The sequence below is a fragment of the Corynebacterium nuruki S6-4 genome, assembly GCF_007970465.1.
GTDB lineage: Bacteria > Actinomycetota > Actinomycetes > Mycobacteriales > Mycobacteriaceae > Corynebacterium > Corynebacterium nuruki.
In genome coordinates this window covers 1,614,851-1,633,393 of sequence record NZ_CP042429.1, presented here as the reverse complement: position 1 = coordinate 1,633,393, position 18,543 = coordinate 1,614,851, and the positions used below count along the sequence as shown (strand labels likewise).

At 69.6% G+C, this 18,543-nt stretch carries 18 protein-coding genes; 15 read left to right on the top strand and 3 right to left on the bottom strand.

The genetic code is table 11. The annotated features are described in order from the left end of the window. Positions 1–6 precede the first annotated feature (6 nt). From FSW06_RS07380 to deoC, 6 genes are all read left to right on the top strand, one after another. Positions 7–2,040, top strand: a complete 2,034-nt coding sequence (locus tag FSW06_RS07380; RefSeq protein ID WP_010120961.1) for a fumarate reductase/succinate dehydrogenase flavoprotein subunit — start codon at positions 7–9, stop codon at positions 2,038–2,040. Further along, positions 2,040–2,792 carry a succinate dehydrogenase/fumarate reductase iron-sulfur subunit gene (locus FSW06_RS07375; RefSeq protein WP_010120960.1) on the top strand — a complete coding sequence of 251 codons (753 nt, stop codon included), beginning with the start codon at positions 2,040–2,042 and terminating at the stop codon, positions 2,790–2,792. Before FSW06_RS07380 ends, FSW06_RS07375 begins: the two co-directional genes overlap by 1 nt. A 119-nt stretch (positions 2,793–2,911) precedes the next feature. Further along, complete coding sequence (locus FSW06_RS07370; protein WP_029449662.1) at positions 2,912–3,253, top strand: hypothetical protein; 342 nt, start codon at positions 2,912–2,914, stop codon at positions 3,251–3,253. Positions 3,254–3,373: 120 nt separating this feature from the next. Next, on the top strand, positions 3,374–4,765 hold the full coding sequence (locus tag FSW06_RS07365; protein ID WP_010120956.1) for a DUF445 domain-containing protein: 1,392 nt from the start codon (positions 3,374–3,376) through the stop codon (positions 4,763–4,765). A 25-nt stretch (positions 4,766–4,790) separates the two neighbouring features. After that, entirely contained in the window at positions 4,791–5,093 is a 303-nt protein-coding gene (locus tag FSW06_RS07360) for a DUF2516 family protein (RefSeq protein WP_010120953.1), read from the top strand. Between the two features lie 41 nt (positions 5,094–5,134). After that, complete coding sequence (gene deoC / locus FSW06_RS07355; RefSeq protein ID WP_050801980.1) at positions 5,135–5,812, top strand: deoxyribose-phosphate aldolase; 678 nt, start codon at positions 5,135–5,137, stop codon at positions 5,810–5,812. A 234-nt stretch (positions 5,813–6,046) separates the two neighbouring features. Here the strand turns inward: deoC and FSW06_RS07350 are convergent, their stop codons facing one another. Together FSW06_RS07350 and FSW06_RS07345 are read right to left on the bottom strand one after the other, a co-directional pair. After that, positions 6,047–7,018: an LmeA family phospholipid-binding protein gene (locus FSW06_RS07350; RefSeq protein ID WP_238525966.1), complete on the bottom strand. Its 972-nt coding sequence runs from the start codon at positions 7,016–7,018 to the stop codon at positions 6,047–6,049. Between the two features lie 148 nt (positions 7,019–7,166). Beyond that, entirely contained in the window at positions 7,167–7,670 is a 504-nt protein-coding gene (locus tag FSW06_RS07345) for a DUF2505 domain-containing protein (protein WP_010120948.1), read from the bottom strand. 44 nt (positions 7,671–7,714) lie between these two features. Between FSW06_RS07345 and FSW06_RS07340 the strand changes: the two genes are divergently transcribed. The 7 genes from FSW06_RS07340 to FSW06_RS07310 all read left to right on the top strand — a co-directional run bounded on the left by FSW06_RS07340 (position 7,715) and on the right by FSW06_RS07310 (position 15,203). Beyond that, on the top strand, positions 7,715–8,854 hold the full coding sequence (locus FSW06_RS07340) for a UDP-N-acetylmuramate dehydrogenase (protein ID WP_010120947.1): 1,140 nt from the start codon (positions 7,715–7,717) through the stop codon (positions 8,852–8,854). Between the two features lie 68 nt (positions 8,855–8,922). Beyond that, a complete protein-coding gene (mshA, locus tag FSW06_RS07335) occupies positions 8,923–10,257 on the top strand; it encodes a D-inositol-3-phosphate glycosyltransferase (protein WP_010120945.1) in 1,335 nt (444 codons plus the stop codon). 22 nt (positions 10,258–10,279) lie between these two features. Further along, positions 10,280–10,819: a type III secretion system chaperone family protein gene (locus FSW06_RS07330; protein WP_010120943.1), complete on the top strand. Its 540-nt coding sequence runs from the start codon at positions 10,280–10,282 to the stop codon at positions 10,817–10,819. A 112-nt stretch (positions 10,820–10,931) separates the two neighbouring features. Beyond that, positions 10,932–11,687 carry a phosphoglyceromutase gene (locus FSW06_RS07325; RefSeq protein ID WP_029449656.1) on the top strand — a complete coding sequence of 252 codons (756 nt, stop codon included), beginning with the start codon at positions 10,932–10,934 and terminating at the stop codon, positions 11,685–11,687. A 14-nt stretch (positions 11,688–11,701) separates the two neighbouring features. Next, a complete protein-coding gene (locus FSW06_RS07320; protein ID WP_010120939.1) occupies positions 11,702–13,048 on the top strand; it encodes a sensor histidine kinase in 1,347 nt (448 codons plus the stop codon). A gap of 11 nt (positions 13,049–13,059) precedes the next feature. Beyond that, positions 13,060–13,797 (top strand): response regulator transcription factor, encoded by a 738-nt coding sequence (locus tag FSW06_RS07315; protein ID WP_010120937.1) that lies wholly within the window; start codon positions 13,060–13,062, stop codon positions 13,795–13,797. Between the two features lie 209 nt (positions 13,798–14,006). Then, on the top strand, positions 14,007–15,203 hold the full coding sequence (locus FSW06_RS07310; protein ID WP_010120936.1) for an MFS transporter: 1,197 nt from the start codon (positions 14,007–14,009) through the stop codon (positions 15,201–15,203). A 98-nt stretch (positions 15,204–15,301) separates the two neighbouring features. On the opposite strand, the gene FSW06_RS07305 is transcribed toward FSW06_RS07310, so the two are convergent. Next, on the bottom strand, positions 15,302–16,261 hold the full coding sequence (locus FSW06_RS07305) for a DUF3109 family protein (RefSeq protein ID WP_010120934.1): 960 nt from the start codon (positions 16,259–16,261) through the stop codon (positions 15,302–15,304). A 32-nt stretch (positions 16,262–16,293) separates the two neighbouring features. On the opposite strand from FSW06_RS07305, the gene FSW06_RS07300 reads away from it, so the two are divergent. Further along, positions 16,294–17,244, top strand: a complete 951-nt coding sequence (locus tag FSW06_RS07300; RefSeq protein ID WP_029449653.1) for a Ppx/GppA family phosphatase — start codon at positions 16,294–16,296, stop codon at positions 17,242–17,244. A 153-nt stretch (positions 17,245–17,397) separates the two neighbouring features. Continuing rightward, entirely contained in the window at positions 17,398–18,519 is a 1,122-nt protein-coding gene (locus FSW06_RS07295) for a MerC domain-containing protein (RefSeq protein WP_010120930.1), read from the top strand. Positions 18,520–18,543 lie beyond the last annotated feature (24 nt).

The following is an 18,543-nucleotide window of genomic DNA, read 5'->3' as shown; positions in this document are numbered from 1 at the left end:
ACACTTATGGGTATGAGCAAGCCCCACCCGCACAACCAGACCGCGGACTTCAACTACGACGAGGCCGTGGCGGCCTTCACCGCCCCGGAATCCGCCGTGCCCGGCGTCTCGGTCGGCAAGGTCCTCAAGGACAATGCCCCGCACGAGGTCGGTCAGCAGCAGCAGTGGCAGTTCGACAAGGAGCACTTCAAGCTCGTGTCGCCGCTGAACCGCGCGAAGTTCAAGGTCCTCATCGTCGGTACCGGCCTCGCCGGCGGTGCCGCCGCAGCCGCCCTCGGCGAGCTGGGCTACGACGTGAAGGTCTTCACCTACCACGACAGCCCCCGCCGTGCGCACTCGATCGCCGCCCAGGGCGGCGTGAACTCCTCGCGCTCCAAGCGCCTGGACAACGACTCGACGTACAACCACACCAAGGACACGGTCAAGGGCGGCGACTACCGTTGCCGCGAGAACGACTGCTGGCGCCTGGCGATGGAATCGCCGAAGGTCATCGACCACATGAACGCCATCGGCGCCCCGTTCTCCCGCGAGTACGGCGGAACCCTCGCCAACCGTTCCTTCGGTGGCGTGCAGGTCTCCCGCACCTTCTACACCCGCGGTCAGACCGGTCAGCAGCTGCAGCTGGCGACGACCTCCGCGCTGTACCGGCAGATCGGTGCCGGCAACGTCGAGATCTACACCCACAACGACGTCCAGGACATCATCGTCGAGGACGGCGTGTGCAAGGGCATCATCGCCCGCAACATCATCACCGGTGAGCTCAAGGCCCACACCGGCCACGTCACCGTTCTCGCCACCGGCGGGTACGGCAACGTGTACCACATGTCCACGCTGGCCAAGAACTCCAACGCCAGCGCGATCATGCGTGCCTACGAGCAGGGTGCCTACATGGCGTCCCCGTCCTTCGTGCAGTTCCACCCGACCGGCCTGCCGGTCAACTCGGACTGGCAGTCGAAGACCATCCTGATGTCCGAGTCGCTGCGCAACGACGGCCGCATCTGGACCCCGAAGGCCAAGGGCGACGACCGCGACCCGATGACGATCCCCGAGGACGAGCGCGACTACTTCCTCGAGCGCCGCTACCCCGCGTTCGGCAACCTGGTGCCCCGCGACATCGCCTCGCGCGCCAACGCCCAGCAGATCAACGCCGGCTACGGTGTGGGTCCGAAGAAGAACTCGGTGTACCTCGACCTCACGCACGCCATCGCCAACCTCGGCGAGGATGTCATCCGGGAGCGGTACTCCAACCTCATCCAGATGTACGAGGAGGCCATCGGCGACGACGCGTACAAGACCCCGATGCGCATCGCCCCGACCTGCCACTACACCATGGGCGGGCTGTGGACGGACTTCCACGAGATGACCTCGATCCCGGGCCTCTTCTGCTCGGGCGAGTCCTCCTGGATGTACCACGGCGCGAACCGGCTGGGCGCGAACTCGCTGCTCTCCTCCTCGGTGGAGGGCTGGTTCACCCTGCCGTTCACGATCCCGAACTACCTGGCCCCGCTGCTGGGCAAGGACGCCCCGGACGACCACTCCAAGGCCGCGCAGGACGCCCTGAAGCGCTCCGAGGACCGGATCGACCACATCCTCAACATCCGTGGCCCGAACCCGCACGGTGCGCAGCACTACCACCGCCAGCTCGGTGAGATCCTCTACCGCTGCTGTGGTGTGGCCCGTAACGTCAAGGACATGCAGGAGGGCATCGACGAGATCCGCGCGGTCCGCAAGGACTTCTGGGAGAACGTCTTCGTGCCCGGCGGCAAGGACGAGATGAACCAGGAGCTGGAGTACGCCATCCGCGTCGCCGACTACCTGGACCTCGGCGAGCTCATGTGCGTCGACGCGCTCGACCGCGACGAGTCCTGTGGCGCCCACTACCGCGAGGACCACCTCGATGACGAGGGCGAGGCGAAGCGCGACGACGACAACTGGTGCTTCATCTCCGCCTGGGAGCCGAACGGCGACGAGAAGTTCATCCGGCACTCTGAGCCGCTGTACTTCGATCGCATTCCGCTGATGACAAGGAACTACAAGTAATGAAACTGAATCTTCAGATCTGGCGGCAGGCGGACCGCAACTCGGAGGGTCACTTCGAGTCCGTGTCCGTTCCTGACGCTGTCGAGTCCATGTCCATCCTGGAGCTGCTCGACCACGTGAACACCGGCTACGTCGAGGCGGGCAAGGAGCCCTTCGCCTTCGCCTCCGACTGCCGCGAGGGCATCTGCGGTACCTGCGGCCTCATGGTCAACGGCCGGCCCCACGGCCCGGACCAGAACAAGCCGGCCTGTCAGCAGCGACTCTTCGGTTTCAACGACGGTGACACCATCAAGCTGGAGCCGCTGCGTTCCGCCGCGTACCCGGTGATCAAGGACATGGTCGTCGACCGGTCCGCGCTGGACCGCGTCATGGAGAAGGGCGGCTTCGTCTCGATCGTCGCCGGTACCGCTCCGGACGCCGACAGCCTCCTGGTCAACCACCACGACGCCGAGCTCGCGCTCGACCACGCCGCCTGCATCGGCTGCGGCGCCTGCGTCGCCGCCTGCCCGAACGGTGCCGCGCACCTGTTCACCGGCGCGAAGCTGGTCCACATGACGCTGTCCCCGATGGGTCGCATGGAGCGTGGCCGCCGTGCCCGCAACATGGTCGACGAGGTCGAGGGCACCTTCGGTCCGTGCTCGCTGTACGGCGAGTGCGCCGACGTGTGCCCGGCGGGTATCCCGCTGACCGCCGTCGCCGCCATCACGAAGGAGCGCGCCCGCGCCGCCTTCAAGGGCAGCAAGGACGACTAGCCACCACACCCGTGCAGGGGAGCCGACGGCCCGGTCCGCTCGGTTCCCCGGCCGACCGTGGATTAAGCTGGCACCTGACTGTTGGACGTTCCACACCCGGACCGATGAAAGAGGAATCAATGTCTTCCCATGGAGACCGTGAGGTCATGTTCGCCGGTGAACCGGCCTACCTGGACGGCTACGTGCCGTCGAGCTGGGACTCGCCGCACACCTCGCTGACGAAGAGCTCACTGTGGATCGGCGTCGGCCTGATCCTCGTCTCCCTGGCGGGCTTCGGCACCTTCGTCTACGGCTTCGCCGCAGGCTCGGACACGACGTCCCCGATGGCGGACCAGGGCAACATGATCGGCATCATCGGCCTGATCGTCGGTGTCGTCGTCCTGTTCGCCGGTTTCTTCTCGGTGCACGCCGCGCGCGGCGACTACCGCGCCTACAAGAAGGCCACCGGCCGCGTCCAGTAACCGGTAGCCGGGCCGGGCAGTGCTGACTGCCCGGGCCGCCCACGCTGACCACAGCGGGGCACCTCCACAGCGGCGGGCCCGCACCTCCCTCCCCGGGATGTGCGGGCCCGCCGCTCTGTCATGGGCGGCCGCCCGCGCCGCCGCGTCCGGCACGACGGTGGGATACTGGACGCCGTGACCACTCCTGCCGACCACACCCCAGACACCGGGCAACCCGGCGCCCCGGCGCCCCTGCCCGTCCCCGGCCCCTCCCCGGAGGACGAGGCGGCACGGCGGGCGGACCTGCGCCGCCACAAGACGGTCGCGACCGGACTGCTCGTCCTCGCGACGGTCATCTACCTCGTGTGCCGCTGGCTCGAGGCCACCGGGCGGGACGGCGGCTGGACCGGGTACGTCCGCGCCGCCGCCGAGGCCGGCATGGTGGGTGCCCTGGCCGACTGGTTCGCCGTCACCGCACTGTTCCGCCATCCGCTGGGTATCCCCATCCCGCACACCGCGATCATCAAGGAGAAGAAGGACCAGGTCGGCCATGCGCTGAGCACCTTTGTCGGCGAGAACTTCCTCAACGCCACACTGATCACCCGGAAGCTCTCCGAGGCGGAGATCCCGCAGCGCGCGGCCACCTGGGTCCTCGACGGCGGCGGCGCCGGGAAGGTCGGGGCCGAGGCCGGACGCCTCCTCGACCTCGTCGTCAACGGGATCGACCCGGCGGAGGCCGAGCAGGTGCTGCGGACCCTCGTCGTCGACCGCGCCGCCGAACCGGCCTGGGGACCGCCGCTGGGCCGCGCACTGGAACAGCTCATCACCGAGGGCCGCACCGCCAAGGCGGAGAACACCGTCATCATCTGGGTGGACGAGAAGGTCCGGGCCAACGGGGACACGATCGCCCGGCTCATCGACGAGCGGACGCCGTCCTGGGCCCCGAAATTCATCCGGGAGATGGTGGGGGACAAGGTCCGCCGGGAACTGGAGGCGTTCACCGCCGAGGTCCGGGCGAACCCCGACCATGACGCCCGCCATTCACTGCGTCGCTTCCTCCGGGACCTCGCCCAGGATCTGCAGCACGACCCGCAGACCATCACCCGGGTGGAGGGCTTCAAACAGGACATCCTCTCGTCCGGCGCGGCGCAGGCACTGCCGGCCACGGTGTGGGAGTCGGTGCGCTCGACGGTGACGGAGATGGCCCGGGACCCCGAGTCGCTGCTGCGGCGCAAGATCGTCGGGTGGGTCACCGACTTCGCGGCCCGCGTCCGCGATGAGCCGGACCTGCGGGACGAGCTGGAGACCCGGATCGTCGGGGCGGCGTCCTACCTCGCGGAGAACTACGCCGGGTCGGTGACCGCGATCATCGGCGAGACCGTCGAGCGGTGGGACGCCGCGGAGGCCAGCGACCGGATCGAGCTGATGGTCGGCAAGGACCTCCAGTTCATCCGCGTCAACGGCACGGTGGTGGGCGCACTGGCGGGACTGGCGATCTACTCGTTGTCCGAGCTCGCCTTCGCCGTGTTCTGACCGACGTGTTCTAGACTCGGGGATCATGGACGCCCTCATCACCGCCAACAATCTTCTCTGGAGCCTCCAGATCATCATCGAGCTGGTCATTGTCGTCCTCGCGGTCGTCGGTGCCATCCAGGTCGCGATGACGAGGGAGGACGCCTTCACCGTCATCGACCGCGGCAAGATGAACTGGATCCTCGCCCTCGGCGGCAGTGCGCTGGCGATCCTCATCTTCATCCCGGCGGGGGTCGGGTTCATCTGGATCATCGGGGCGGTCGTCGTCGGCGTGTACTGGCAGGATGTCCGGCCCGCGGTGCGCGAGGTCCTGGGGAACGCCCAGTGACCGCGACCGGGGTACCGACGCGGGCGCAGGTCGCCGCGGTCATGGACGCCACGCTGCTCAAGCCGGAGGCCTCACGTGCCGACGCGGCGGCGCTGGTCGCCACGGCCGCCGACCTGGGCTGCGGGGCGGTCTGTGTGTCCCCGTCGATGCTGCCGCTCGACGTGCCCGACACGCTGCGCACCGCGACGGTGGTGGGCTTCCCCTCGGGTAAGCATCATCCGCTGGTGAAGGCGGCGGAGGCGCGCCTGGCGGTGAGTGCCGGCGCCGTGGAGATCGACATGGTCATCGACATCGCCAATGCCCTGGCCGGCGACGCCAATGCACTGATCAGTGAGATCGTGGCGGTCCGTGAGGCGGTGCCGCACCCGGTGGTCCTCAAGGTCATCCTGGAGTCGGCGCTGCTCGACGAACAGCAGTTGCGCACCGCCTGCCGGGCGGCGCAGACCGCGGGGGCCGACTACGTGAAGACCTCGACGGGGTTCCACCCGGCCGGTGGGGCGAGTGTCGCGGCGGTGGAGATCATGGCCGACGAGGTCGGCGGCCGGGCCGGTCGACCCGGCCAGCCCGGTCAGCCCGGCCGTTCCGGTTCCGGTGGCCTGGGTGTGAAGGCTTCCGGGGGGATCCGGGACTGGGACACGGCGGTGGCGATGATCACGGCGGGGGCGACGCGGCTCGGTGTCTCGGCACCCGCGGCGATCCTCGCCGGAGCGCCGGCCTAGTTCCGGCTGTACCGACCGGTGTGCTGGCTGAGTGCCGGACGCACCAATCGGGGAGGTGGTGGATTCGCCGCCGGTGTCGGGTTCACGAACCGAGGGGTCGGTTGCTCCTGCGTAGGTCGAGTTCACGAACCGAGGTGCCGCTCAGAGACCGGAAAATCCGCCTGTCGGTTCGTTCCGCGGACATCGGGTTCAGCGCCGGGCTCAGGGGGCGTTCCGTCGGGGCCTGCCCGTGCATCAGGCGGCGGCGGATCCCGTGGTTGCTCCGGTTCCCTGATTCGGGCCCTGACTCGGACTCTGGCTCGGGCCCTGACCCGATCCGTTACCGGACCCGCTGCCCTCCGAGAAGCCGGAGGCGTCCTCGGCGAGATCGTCCATGGTGACATCGTGCCCGGTCAACCGGACCTTCAGGCCGTCGTCGGTGATCTCGGCGTCGGTGATCTGCAGGTTGTCCGACTGGTCGACGGACTGCTGGAGGGAGTCCTTCAACGAATCGGTCAGGGAGTCCGGGAGACTGAAACCGAGCAGCTTCACGTCCGCGACCTCCATGATGAATCCCTGGTCGGTGACCGAAGGTTTCATCGCCACGGTCGCCAGTCCGCCCGCGATCCGGACGTCGAGGGTCTGGTCGGCGGTGTTCGGCTCCACCCCGTCGATCTTCATGAGCCCGGCGAGCGGGTTCGGGGCGGCGTCCTGCGCCGGGCGACCGGACTGCCCGGCAGACCCGCTGCCGGAACCGCCGGCACCGTCACCCTCCGACATGGCCTTCTGTACCTCGGCGAGGAGGTACTCGGGCGGCAGGGTCGTGTCGACCGTCAGCGACCCGATGGTGCCGTTGTCGCCACCGGTCTCGACGTTCTTCATCGTCGCCTTCACGGCGGGCTGGCCGCTCACGACGGGTTTCGACCGGTCGGAGTCCTGGTAGTTCACCGAGAGACTCGACGGCAGTGACATCGTGAGTTCCGGGATCTTCCCCCGGACGAGTCCGCCGATCAGTGGGGCGGAGCCGAAGCTGACCTCCGGATCGTCGCTGAGCTCCACGCCCTTGTCCTGGGCGGAGCTGCGCATCTCGTCGGCGACGGTGCCCTTGAGGTAGGCCCGCAGACCGAACTCGGCGGCGGCGATGAGCAGGAGGATGACGATGACCACGGCCACCAGGATCTTGATCCACCGGCCGGAGCGCTGTCGGGGTTGTTCAGAGGTAGTCACCGCAACAGTGTGGCCCACGGGGGTGGCGTCCCGCCAGCGGGGAGGGGCGTGCCACCCGATCTGGTACCGGATTCCCAGTGGGCGGGCAGGCGGTTGTGCGCTGCCGGCATCTCACCGGCACATCACCAGCACCTCACCGACGCTGCGGTCAGGCGTTGTCGCTGATGTACTTCTCGACGAGGGAGACCTCGTTGACGATGATGTCCCGGACGGCGTCCGCGACCTTCGGCTCGATGACCGCACCGATCATCGGGATGGTCACGTCGATGTCGGCCTCGGCCTCGAGGGTGGTGGAGGCGTCGTCACCGGTGAGGGTGAGCTCGGCGGTGAACTTCACCGGCGCGCCCTTGATCTCGGCGCTCATCTCACCGGGGGCGACACCGTCGGCCGGCGTGTCGAAGTGGATGACCCGCTTGAGCTTGAGGTTCTGGGAGACCATGGAGCGCACGGCCTCGGGGAGGGCCTCGGTCGGCAGCACCTCGAAGAGGGTGACGTCCAGGCCGTTGTCGCCGGCGGAGAACTCGTTGACCTCGCCCGGCTCGTCGGAGAGATTGGCCGCGTCGTACTCCCAGTAGGCCTTGTCGGAGAGGGTCGACCAGACCTTGTCGATGCCGGACGTGACCGACGCGGAGGTTTCGATGTGAGTAGTCATGCGGACAGACTACCGTTAGCGGGGTGAGTTATCCCTCTTCCGAAATGATCGACGCTCTCGCCCGGACCGACGGCGTGGCGCGCACCGACCGCTCCTTCGCCGATCTCACGACCCTCCGCATCGGCGGCACACCGGCCGCCACCCTCGTCTGCAGCAGCCCTGCAGCGGTGGCCACGGTGGTCGGCACCCTCGACCGGGCGGCGGTGCCGCTGCTCGTCGTCGGCGGCGGCTCGAATCTTGTCGTGGGGGAGGACGTCGCCGGGCTCGTCGCCGTGGTACTCGCCCCCGGCCGGGGGGAGGACGCCGCCCCGGTGGTCGACACCACCACCGGAACCGTGACGGCCTTCGCCGGTGAGGTCTGGGACGATCTCGTCGCCGTGACCGTCGCGGCCGGCCTCGGCGGACTGGAGTGCCTGTCGGGGATCCCGGGGTCGGTCGGCGCCACCCCGGTGCAGAACGTCGGTGCCTACGGTGCGGAGGTCTCCCGCACCCTGTCGCGGGTCGAACTCTACGACCGCACCACCGGCACCCTGGACTGGGTCGATCCGGCGTCCCTCGAGCTGGCCTACCGGTACTCGAACCTGAAGTTCACCGGCCGCGCGGTCGTCACCGCGGTGGAATTCCGGCTGACCACCGACGGACTCTCCGCACCGCTGCGGTTCGGGGAACTGGCCCGGCGGCTGGGTGTCGGGGCGGACGAGGACCGGCCGCGGCGTCCGGTCGCCGACGTGCGGGAGGCGGTGCTCGCGCTGCGCCGTGGCAAGGGCATGGTGCTCGACGTCGACGACCACGACACCTGGTCCGCGGGCTCCTTCTTCACCAACCCGGTCGTGCCGGACGCCGCCGCCCGTGACGCCGTGATCGCCGCGGTCACCGCCCGCTGCGGTGCGGATGTCGCCGCGACGATGCCCTGCTATCCGGCCGGCGAGGGGTTCAAACTCTCCGCCGCCTGGCTGATCGACCGGGCCGGCTTCACCCGCGGTTGGCAGGTGCCGGCCGACGACGGCGGTACCGGGCGTGCGGGGCTCTCGACCAAGCACACCCTGGCGCTGACCAACCGGGGTGGGGCGACGACCGCCGACATCGTCGCCCTGGCGACCGCGGTCCGCGACGGGGTGCGGGCGGCCTTCGGGGTCACGCTGGTGCCGGAGCCGGTGTGGGTGGGCGTCAGCCTGCCGGAGTGAACGTGCCGGACTGGTCCGGCGCGACTGATCCGGCGCGGAGGATCCCGCCGTGACTACACTCGGAGCTCATGCGCGTCGCCATGATCTCCATGCACACCTCGCCCCTCGAGCAGCCGGGGATCGGGGACGCCGGGGGAATGAACGTCTATGTCCGCAACGTCGCCTCGCACCTGGCGTCCCACGGGGTGGAGGTCGACGTGTTCACCCGCGCCACCCGCGCCTCGCAGGGCGAGATCGTGGAGGTCGAACCCGGGTTCCGGGTCATCAACTGTGTGGCCGGCCCGTTCGAGGGGCTGGCGAAGGAATCCCTGCCCACCCAGCTGACCGCCTTCACCGGCTCGGTGCTGGAGTTCGCCCGGGAGGAGGCCACGCGGCGCTCCGACGTGCCGGAGGACGCCTGCACCCGCACCGGGGCGGGCGTCTACGACCTGATCCACAGCCACTACTGGCTGTCCGGCCAGGTCGGCTGGCTGCTGCGCGACCTGTGGGGTGTGCCGATGGTGCACACCGCGCACACCTGGGCGGCGGTGAAGAACCTCGGTCTGGCCGACGGGGACACGCCCGAACCCGAGTCCCGCCGGATCTGTGAGCAGCAGATCGTCGACAACGCCGACCGGCTCATCGTCAACACCGCCGAGGAGGAGGCCGCGCTGACCGCCGCCTACGACGCGGACCCGGCCCGGATCGCCGTCGTCCCGCCGGGCGTGGACATCGACCGGTTCACCCCGGGGTCCGACCGGGCGACCGAACGTGCCCGCCGGGAACTCGGCATCCCGTTGCGCGCCAAGGTCATCGCCTTCATCGGACGCCTCCAGCGGCTCAAGGGTCCGCACATCCTGCTGCGGGCCGCCGCGGAACTCATCCGGCAGCACCCGGAGCAGAACATCCGGGTCGTGGTGTGCGGCGGCCCCTCCGGTACCGGACTGGAACGCCCCGACGAACTGCACGACCTCGCCGCCGAACTGGGGGTCTCGGGGTACGTGCGGTTCCTGTCGCCGCGTCCCCCCGAGGAACTGGTGACCGTCTACCAGGCCGCCGACATGATCGCGGTGCCGAGCTACAACGAGTCCTTCGGACTCGTGGCGCTGGAGGCACAGGCCTCCGGCACCCCCGTCGTCGCCGCCCGGGTCGGCGGCCTGCCGATGACCGTCACCGAGGGGGAGACCGGCCTGCTCGTCGACGGCCACGACCCGTCCCGGTGGGCGGACGCGCTCGGCCGGCTGGTCATCGACGACGACCTGCGGATCGCCATGGGGCAGGCCGCGCCCGCCCACGCCGCCCGGTATTCGTGGGACGCCACGGTGGAGCGCATGCTCACCGAGTACCGCTGCGCCGGCGACCCGACGTGCTCGGGGGTCGACGGAACGCCGCGACGTTCGCCGGCCGGCGCCCGGACCGACTAGTTGCGGGGTATCTTCGGGGACCATGAGACTTGACGCACTGACCGGACTCCTGGACGAGGCGGAGGTCGACTACCAGATCTCCAACGGTGTGGCGGTGGTGGTGTTGCCGGGGGAGAAACGGTTGAAGACCAACGCTCTGTTCATCCCGCAGGACGGCATGTTCCGGGTGGAGGCGTTCGTCTGCCGCGCGGTCGAGGAGGCGCACACCGAGGTGTACCGGCTGCTGCTGCAGCACAACCGCAGGGCTTTCGGGGTGCACTACACCCTCGACAACAACAACGACATCTACCTGGCCGGACAACTGCCGGACTCGGTCACCGCCGAGGACATCCAGCGGGTCCTCGGGCAGATCCTGGAACTGGCCGACGGCGACTTCAACCACATCCTCGAGCTCGGTTTCGAGAGTTCGATCCGGCGGGAGTGGAAGTGGCGTCTCAAGCGCGGGGAGCCGACATTCAACCTGGCGGCGTTCCAGCGGCTGCGTCCGGACTACGAGGAGGGACGCCCCGAATCCCCGGTCGCGCCGGGTGAGGGCACGCTGCCGCCGGCGCCGGGGCAGTAGTCCGGGGCAGTAGCCCGGGGCGTCCTGTGCCGTCCCAGGGGGTGGGATACGGGGGTCCGGCCGATGGAACCCCACCCGGTGACGCGGAGGGACGCGTGGCACAATGAACCCCATGAGTGATTCGAGCAACGGCACCCTCATCCTGCTGCGTCACGGGCAGAGCGAGTGGAACGCCTCCAACCAGTTCACCGGGTGGGTCGACGTCGACCTCACCGACCAGGGCCGCGAGGAGGCCCGCAACGCCGGCCGCCTCATCGCCGACAACGGCCTGCGACCGGAGATCCTCTACACCTCGCTGCTGCGCCGGGCGATCACCACCGCGCACATCGCGCTGGACACCGCCGACCGGCTCTGGATCCCCGTGAAGCGCGACTGGCGCCTCAACGAGCGCCACTACGGTGCCCTGCAGGGTCTCAACAAGGCGGAGACCAAGGAGAAGTACGGCAACGACCAGTTCATGGCGTGGCGCCGCAGCTACGACACCCCGCCGCCCGAGCTCGACGACGACTCGGAGTACTCCCAGGCCGGCGACCCGCGGTACGCGGGCCTGCCGCAGGTCCCGCGCACCGAGTGCCTGCTCGACGTCGTCAAGCGCCTCGTGCCCTACTTCCGCACCGAGCTGCTGCCCCGGCTGGAGAAGGGCGAGACCGTCCTCGTCGCCGCGCACGGCAACTCGCTGCGCGCCCTGGTCAAGCACCTCGACGGCATCTCCGACGACGACATCGCCGGTCTGAACATCCCCACGGGTATCCCGCTGGTCTACCGCTTCGACGGCACCGGCAGCGTCCTCAACCCCGGGGGCGAGTACCTCGACCCGGAGGCTGCGGAGGCCGGCGCGGCCGCCGTCGCCGCCCAGGGCGGCAAGTAGACCCGCCCGGACCGATGACCGAACGCGCATGGGGGGCGGTTCTGGGGGCGGGCGGCGTTGTCGTCGTCCTGGTCCTCGTGGCCGTCACGGTTCTGGTCGTGACGGTTGTCCGACGGCGACGTCGGGAGGCGGCGTCCCGGCAGGTGGTGGAGACGACCGACCCCTCCCATCAGGTCGCCACGGTCGCCCAGGTGATGCACTTCGTGCTGGAGGCCTCACCACTGGGGATCGCGGTCGTCGACCGGCGGCAGGACGTGGTGGTGGAGAACCAGCGGGCCCGTGACCTCGGGCTCATCCGGGACCGTGTCCTCATCCCCGAGGTGTGGCGGCTCGCCGCACTCGTCTTCGACGACGGGGAGCACCGGGACGCCGTCTACCGGCCCCGGGCGGAACGCCGCGGCGACCGGCCGGTGTTCTCGGTGGCGGTCTCGGTCTCCGTGCTGACCAGCCTCGATGACCGGTTCGTGGTCGTCTTCGCCGAGGACAACTCGGAGAACGTCCGGATGGAAGCGGCCCGCCGCGATTTCGTGGCGAACGTCTCCCACGAACTCAAGACTCCGGTCGGGGCGATCTCGCTGCTGGTGGAGACCATGCTCGAGGCGTCCGAGGATCCGGATGCGGTCGCCTACTTCGGGGAGAAACTGTCCGGCGAGTCCCACCGGATGGCGGAGATGATCTCCGAACTCATCGCCCTGTCGAAACTGCAGGGGGCCGAGGCACTGCCGGACCCGGTGCCCGTCGACATCGACGAGGTCGTCGACGATGCCGTCGCACGCTGCCGCACCGCCGCCGAGGTCCGGGGCACCGTCCTGCGCACCAACGCGGCCTGCGGTGCCCGCATCCTCGGTGACCACCAGCTGCTCGTCACCGCCGTGGCGAACCTCATCACCAACGCGGTCAACTACTCGCCGGAGCAGACGCCGGTCTCGGTGACCCGTGCCGTCAAGGGCGGGTCGGTCGTCGTCCGGGTCACCGACCACGGTATCGGCATCGCCCCGGAGGACCAGAAGCGCGTCTTCGAGCGGTTCTACCGGGTGGACAAGGCCCGCTCGCGGGGGACGGGTGGTACCGGACTGGGTCTGGCGCTGGTGAAGCACACCGCCATCAACCACAACGGGAACATCTCGCTGTGGTCGCGGCCGGGGACCGGGTCCACCTTCTCCCTGGAGCTGCCGCTGTACCGGGGCGAGGGGGACGGGACGCCCGGGCAGGTCCCGGACCAGGAGCGGCTCACCGCACCCGACTTCGTCGCGCCGGGCGGCGCCGCGGGTGCAGCGCCGGGTGACGCGCAGGGTGAAGCGAAGGTGAACAGCGGGCGAAAAGACGGTGATCAGGGTCCGGACATCCGGGACCGTGGCTAAGGTTGGGGGACGTGACTGACGTTACCCACGAGGCGCATGTCCTGATCGTCGAGGACGAGGAATCCCTCGCTGAACCCCTGACCTTCCTGCTGCGGAAGGAGGGGTTCGCCGTCACGGCGGCGGTCGACGGACCATCCGGACTGGACGCCTTCCGCACCGCGCCGACGACCTCCACCGGACCGGTCGACATCGTCCTGCTCGACCTCATGCTCCCGGGGATGTCGGGCACGGAGGTCTGCCGGCAGCTGCGCACCGGTTCCGCCGTCCCGGTGATCATGGTGACCGCCCGCGACAGTGAGATCGACAAGGTGGTGGGCCTGGAACTCGGCGCCGACGACTACGTCACCAAGCCGTACTCGGCCCGCGAACTGATCGCCCGGATCCGTGCGGTGCTGCGGCGGGGCCGGGACGCACCGGGCGGTGAAGCCGGTTCTGCCGGTGAGGGCGCGGAGACGGTGCTGCGCGGTGGCCGGGTGACGATGGACGTCGACCGGCACACCGTCACCGTCGACGGTGAGGATGTCCCGCTGCCGCTCAAGGAGTTCGACCTGCTGGAGTACCTGCTGCGCAACCGGGGCCGTGTGCTGACCCGGGCCCAGCTCATCGACCGGGTGTGGGGGTCGGACTACGTGGGGGACACCAAGACGCTGGACGTGCACGTCAAGCGGCTGCGCTCGAAGGTGGAGGAGGAGCCGTCGCATCCGGTGCAGCTGCTGACGGTCCGGGGGCTGGGCTACAAGTTCGCCTGAGCCGGGCCCGTCAGCATCGCGCGACGCCAGGATGGTCGGGCACGGTCGCCACCGACCTCACGTCGCGCGATGCGGACATTGAATGACCTGCCGGTCCGCGGCGCGACTGGTAGCATCACGGCCATGTAGAGATGTGAGCACCACAGGGGGTACCGGGTCGCCGCGGCCGATTGCGGCGTGCGACATTCTCACATCACACGGGCAGGACCATGATCCGCAGATTCTTCGCGCTGCTCATCGGCGCACATCTCATTGACAGTGTGTTCGGCGCCTACCTTCCGTTGGCTGCCGCCGACGCAGGGGCCGGTCCGGGTGCGGTCGGCCTCATCAGCTTCGCCGCGCTACTGCCGTGGCTCGCCGCGCCGGTCGTCGGGGTGGCGGTCGACCGGCATGGAGCAGTCGGCGCGCTCACCGCGTCGACCTGGGCGAGACCCGCGGTCCTGGTACCGGCAACCATCCTGGCATGGTGGAACGGTGCGGACGCCGGTGCACTCGGACTGCTCATGGTCTTCGCATTCTGTTCGGCGGCGGTGGAGGTTGTCACAGATGTGTCGTCCCAGAGTGCGGCGTCCCGGTTGGTCCCTCCGGAGCGCGTCGCCGATGTCTACGGCGGAGTGTCGACGGTCCAGACGGTGTGCGGTTCGCTCGCGGCACCGGGTCTCGCCGGACTGGCGGTCGGGATCCCGGTCACCGACGTGCTCGGCATCCTGGCGGTGGGAGCTGCCGTGACACTGCTGATCAGGTTGCCCCGGACAGGACGCCCCGAGGAGTCTGCTGTTCCGGTGCCGGCCACGGATGCCCGGGGCCCCGCCGGTTTCCGGAGTGAGCTCCGCGTCGGGTTACGCACGATTCTCGCTGACAACTGGCTTCTCCGCACCATGTGTACGGTGGGCGCGCTCAATATCCTGGCCGCCGGGAGTTCCGCCGTCGCTCTCGTCTACTACGTGCAGGACACAGGGGTGGACGCCCGCACGGTGGGACTGGTGTTTTCGATGGTGGGCGTGGCCGCCGCGGTCGGAGGTGTCGCGGCTCCGAGGGTGGCCCGTCGAATCGGGTTCCGCGGCACGGTGATGGTCGGCGCTGCCGGACTGCTCATGACGACGGCAGCCCCGTTGGCGGGAACGTCGATGACGGTGATCGCGCTGATCCTGGTGTCCGCCGGACTGTTTGTCCCGTGTTTCGGGGTGAGCCTCATCAGTGAGCGGCAACGGAGAGTCGACCGTTCCAGGATCGGACGAGTCAACGGCACATTCCAGATGGTCGGTGTCGGCGTGGCGCCGGTGGGGGCGGTGGCTGCCGGCTTCGGGGCAGAAGGAGTCGGGGCTGTGCCGGTGCTCCTGACCGGTGTGGTGCTGACCGTGGTCGCACTGGCGGTGGGGAGACCCTGGACCCTGACGACGCGATGAGCCGGGCCCGTCAGCATCGCGCGACGCCAGGATGGTCGGGCACGGTCGCCACCGACCTCACGTCGCGCGATGCGGACATCCGGGCGTCAGCGGGGGCGTCAGTGCGGGTGGTCGGCCGGGGTGTACCGGGCGGCCGCGACCGCGGTGGCCGGGTGGATGGAGAGCAGGGGGAAACCCGAGGGTGCCAGGCCGGCGTCCGGCGCGGCGGCGGCCATGTCCTCACGCTGCCGGCAGTGCTCGGCGACGACCTCGTAGGCCTCCTCGCCGATCAGCGCGGTGAGTTCCTCGGTGCAGCTGCGCCACAGGGGAGTGGTGCCGGCATGGCAGGCCGGGTCGGTGGTGCAGTACCAGTCGAAGTCCTCCCCGCCCTCGCCCCAGCCGCGCCGGGTGTACTCGGTGACGGTGGTGCGGACCATCTCCACCCCGTCGGGCCGGGTGATGTTGTCCTCCAGGCGGCGCAGCGGCAGCTGCCAGCACACCTCCGGCTTCGCCACCGTGATCGGCACATCGTGGCGCAGCGCCCAGCCGTGCAGCGCGCAGCCTTCCCCGCCGTGGAAGCCGCGCCGGTTGGCGAAGACGCAGGCGCCGCGCAGGGTGCGGGTCTTCAACGCCGGCTCCGGCTCGCCGTCGTCGCCGTCGAGTTCGTCCCATTCCAGCCAAGGTTCGGGGTCGGCGTCCTCCCCGGAGGTGCCGGACGCGCCGGCGAGGACCTCGCCGCGCAGCTGCCAGTCGTCGTCGGTGAGTTTCGACGCGATCTCGCGCAGTGCGCCGCGGTCGTCCTCGTCGGTGAGGAACGCGCCGTGGACGCAGCAGCCGGCGTCCGGGTTCGCCGGGTCGATGCCCTGGCAGGCCGCGGTGCCGAACCGGCAGCGGTAGGTCGACAACAACCAGGTCAGGTCGACGGAGACGAGGTGGTCGGGGTCGGCGGGGTCGACGAACTCCAGCCATTCGCGGGGATAGTCGGCGGCGACCTCCCGGCCGGTACGGACCGCGAGATCGGCGGGTGTGCCGTCCGGGTAGCCGGACGCCGGGGTGACGGTTTCGGCCTGTTGATTCACGCCACCACCGTAGACCCGATACTCTGGGGCCCGTGCGACTAGGCGTCCTGGATGTAGGAAGTAACACGGTCCATCTCGTGGTGGTGGACATGGCCCCCGGCGGGCCGCCCACCCCCATGAGCAACTGGAAGACGCCCATGCGGCTCGTCGAGTACCTCGACGGCGACGGGGCGATCACCGACAAAGGTGTCAAGAAGCTCACGAAGGGGGTGGGGCTCGCCCGGGAGATGGCCGAGCAGTTCCACTGCGACGAGATGCTGCCCTTCGCGACGTCGGCGCTGCGTTCGGCGACGAACGGCGAGAAGGTCCTCGACCATGTGGAGAAGGAGGCCCGGGTCCGCCTCAACATCCTGTCGGGGCCGGCGGAGGCGAAGCTGACGTTCCTGGCGGTGCGGCGCTGGTTCGGCTGGTCGGCCGGACGCATCTGTGACCTCGACATCGGCGGCGGCTCGCTGGAGATGTCGGTGGGCGTCAACGAGATGCCGGACGTCGCCCTGTCGGTGAACCTGGGCGCGGGGCGGTTGACCCACGAGTGGTTCGAGACTGACCCGCCGAAGAAGAAGGAGGTGCGGGCGCTTGCCGGGTACATCGACGAGACGCTCGCCGAGCCGGTGAAGCAGCTGAAGGACGCCGGCCCGGTCGATCTGGCGGTCGGGACGTCGAAGACGTTCCGGATGCTGGCCCGGCTGACCGGTTCGGCGCCGTCGTCGGCGGGTCCGCGGGTGCGCCGTGAGCTCACCCAACCGGGTCTGCGGCAGCTGACGGCGTTCATCTCCCGGATGACGGCGGCGGACCGGGCGGAGCTGGAGGGCGTCAGTGCGGACCGGTCGCACCAGATCGTGGCCGGTGCGTTGGTCGCCGAGGCGACCATGCGCCACCTCGGGATCGAGCGGTTGCAGCTGTGTCCGTGGGCGTTGCGGGAGGGTGTGATCCTGCGCCGGGCGGACGCCGCCGATGGGGCTGACGGGTTCGATATTGACTGATGTGACGGCCGGGACGGTCGGACGGGCCGGGGACACTCCCGGTAACATCACGACGCGGTAACGGCGGGGAGAGTAGGGGTAGACGCCCGGCGACTGTAGACTTGCCGCTGATATCCGTCTCCGCCTCCGATGAATGACGATGGGAATGCAAGGATGAGTGAGAAGCTGACTGTTGCGGAGCTGCTGGCCCGCAACGCGAAGGAAGGTGGCGGTCGTAGTCGGCGCAGTGCCGAGCGGCCGCGCCGCCACCGCGACCTGGACCAGGGCGGCATCTCCGTGTCGGAGCTGACCGGTGACATCCCGGTCGTCGTCGTCGACGAGGACGGGCGGCCCACCGGCGCTGATCCCGAGTACCGCGAACACGACGCCCGCCACGGCGGACCGGGTGCCGCGGAGACCACCGACGGTGCTGACAGCACTGACAATGCCGGCGGTGCTGGCGCGGCTGCTGCCGCCGACGCCACCGGTACCACGGACCGGACGCAGGCTCCGGCGCAGGAGCCGGCTCCGCGCGCCGCGTCGGCGACCACCGGCACCTTCGTCGCCTCCGACAGCACGCTCGTGCCCAACCGTCCGGTGGCCGGCGGCGACGACTGGGCCGCTGACAGCGATGACGTTGCTGAGACTGCCGACACTGCTGACAGCGCCGAGAGTGCCGAGAGTGCCGAGAGTGCTGACAGTGTTGACAGGGAGCAGGCGGATGCGGCGACCGCCGTGGCACCGCTGGTGACCCCGGACGCCGTGCTGGCGGCCTCGGAGTACGACGACAACGTTGACAGCGTTGACAGAGACGCCGAGGTGCAGGACGTTGCGGCGACCGACCGTGACGGAGACGCCGGCGATCCCACGGTGACGACCAGCCTCGCGGCCCAGCCCGACGAGACTGCCAAGGCTGCCGGGGCTGCCGGGACTGCAGAAGCTGCCGGGGCGACGGCCGGAGAGACGGCGGCTGCCCCCGCGGCCGCCGCTGCGGCGGAGACCGTGCACGGCGACGACGAGATTGTCGAGTACGAGGACGACACGATCTCGTGGGGTGCACTGATCGGCCAGGCGCTGGGGGCGGTCGTCCTGGGCGTCCTCATCTTCTTCGGTTTCACCGTGCTGTGGAACCACCTGGCGACGGTCCTGGTGCTGGTGATGGCCCTGATCGTCACGCTGGTCGTTGTCGGTCTGGTGCATGCCCTGCTGCGCCACCGGGACACGTTGATCCTCGCGCTGGCGTTCATCGTGGGCCTGGCTCTGACGCTGGGGCCACGGCTGATCATGTCTATCTAGTCCCCGTCCCGGGGGACGCGGCGG

Excerpts from the sequence above, each read along its gene's own strand:
- FSW06_RS07320 (WP_010120939.1), top strand. The coding sequence starts at position 11,702 with ATGACCGAACGCGCATGGGGGGCGGTTCTGGGGGCGGGCGGCGTTGTC.
- FSW06_RS07295 (WP_010120930.1), top strand. The coding sequence starts at position 17,398 with ATGAGTGAGAAGCTGACTGTTGCGGAGCTGCTGGCCCGCAACGCGAAG.
- FSW06_RS07360 (WP_010120953.1), top strand. The coding sequence starts at position 4,791 with ATGGACGCCCTCATCACCGCCAACAATCTTCTCTGGAGCCTCCAGATC.
- FSW06_RS07325 (WP_029449656.1), top strand. The coding sequence starts at position 10,932 with ATGAGTGATTCGAGCAACGGCACCCTCATCCTGCTGCGTCACGGGCAG.
- mshA (WP_010120945.1), top strand. The coding sequence starts at position 8,923 with ATGCGCGTCGCCATGATCTCCATGCACACCTCGCCCCTCGAGCAGCCG.
- FSW06_RS07310 (WP_010120936.1), top strand. The coding sequence starts at position 14,007 with ATGATCCGCAGATTCTTCGCGCTGCTCATCGGCGCACATCTCATTGAC.
- FSW06_RS07345 (WP_010120948.1), bottom strand. The coding sequence starts at position 7,670 with ATGACTACTCACATCGAAACCTCCGCGTCGGTCACGTCCGGCATCGAC.
- FSW06_RS07340 (WP_010120947.1), top strand. The coding sequence starts at position 7,715 with ATGATCGACGCTCTCGCCCGGACCGACGGCGTGGCGCGCACCGACCGC.
- FSW06_RS07375 (WP_010120960.1), top strand. The coding sequence starts at position 2,040 with ATGAAACTGAATCTTCAGATCTGGCGGCAGGCGGACCGCAACTCGGAG.
- FSW06_RS07370 (WP_029449662.1), top strand. The coding sequence starts at position 2,912 with ATGTCTTCCCATGGAGACCGTGAGGTCATGTTCGCCGGTGAACCGGCC.
- FSW06_RS07380 (WP_010120961.1), top strand. The coding sequence starts at position 7 with ATGGGTATGAGCAAGCCCCACCCGCACAACCAGACCGCGGACTTCAAC.
- FSW06_RS07365 (WP_010120956.1), top strand. The coding sequence starts at position 3,374 with ATGGGCGGCCGCCCGCGCCGCCGCGTCCGGCACGACGGTGGGATACTG.
- FSW06_RS07330 (WP_010120943.1), top strand. The coding sequence starts at position 10,280 with ATGAGACTTGACGCACTGACCGGACTCCTGGACGAGGCGGAGGTCGAC.
- deoC (WP_050801980.1), top strand. The coding sequence starts at position 5,135 with ATGGACGCCACGCTGCTCAAGCCGGAGGCCTCACGTGCCGACGCGGCG.